1 protein-coding gene is annotated in these 617 nt (G+C 64.5%); it reads right to left on the reverse strand.

The window, feature by feature from the left end; genetic code table 11:
- A partial coding sequence (locus NK214_RS24910; RefSeq protein ID WP_253315811.1) for a dipeptide/oligopeptide/nickel ABC transporter ATP-binding protein occupies nucleotides 1–617 on the reverse strand: 617 nt, incomplete at both ends.

Here is a 617-nt window from a genome sequence, read left to right on the forward strand (position 1 = left end):
ATCTGGTCCGCGTCCGCCTGCTCCACCACCTCGCCCTTGTTCATCACCATCACCTGGTCGGAGATATGTTTCACCACCGCCAGATCGTGCGAGATGAACAGATAGGACAGGCCGTATTCGTCCTGCAGGTCTTGCAGCAGGTTCAGCACTTGCGCCTGCACCGACACGTCCAGCGCCGACACCGATTCGTCGCAGATCAGCACTTCCGGCTTCAAGGTCAAGCAGCGCGCGATCGCGATGCGCTGACGCTGGCCGCCGGAGAATTCGTGCGGGTATTTCTGCAGCGCCCCGGCCGGCATCCCCACCTTGTCCAGCAGTTCCTGCGCCAGCTTGCGCCGTTCGCCGCCGTCGCGGCCAATGCCGTGCAGCTGCATCGGTTCGCTCAGGATCTGCTCCACGGTGAAGCGCGGGTTCAGCGAGGCGTAGGGGTTCTGGAAGATGATCTGGATACGCCGCTTGTAAGCGTGGAAGGCCTTGGCGTCCATGCCCAGCAGGTCCTGGCCGTGGAACAGCGCCTGCCCGCCGCTGGCCTGGTGCAGCCGCACCAGGGTCAGACCGACGGTGGTCTTGCCGGAGCCGGATTCGCCGACGATGCCCAGGGTTTTGCCCTTGGCCAG

The sequence above is a fragment of the Chromobacterium sp. S0633 genome (genome assembly GCF_024158805.1).
GTDB lineage: Bacteria > Pseudomonadota > Gammaproteobacteria > Burkholderiales > Chromobacteriaceae > Chromobacterium.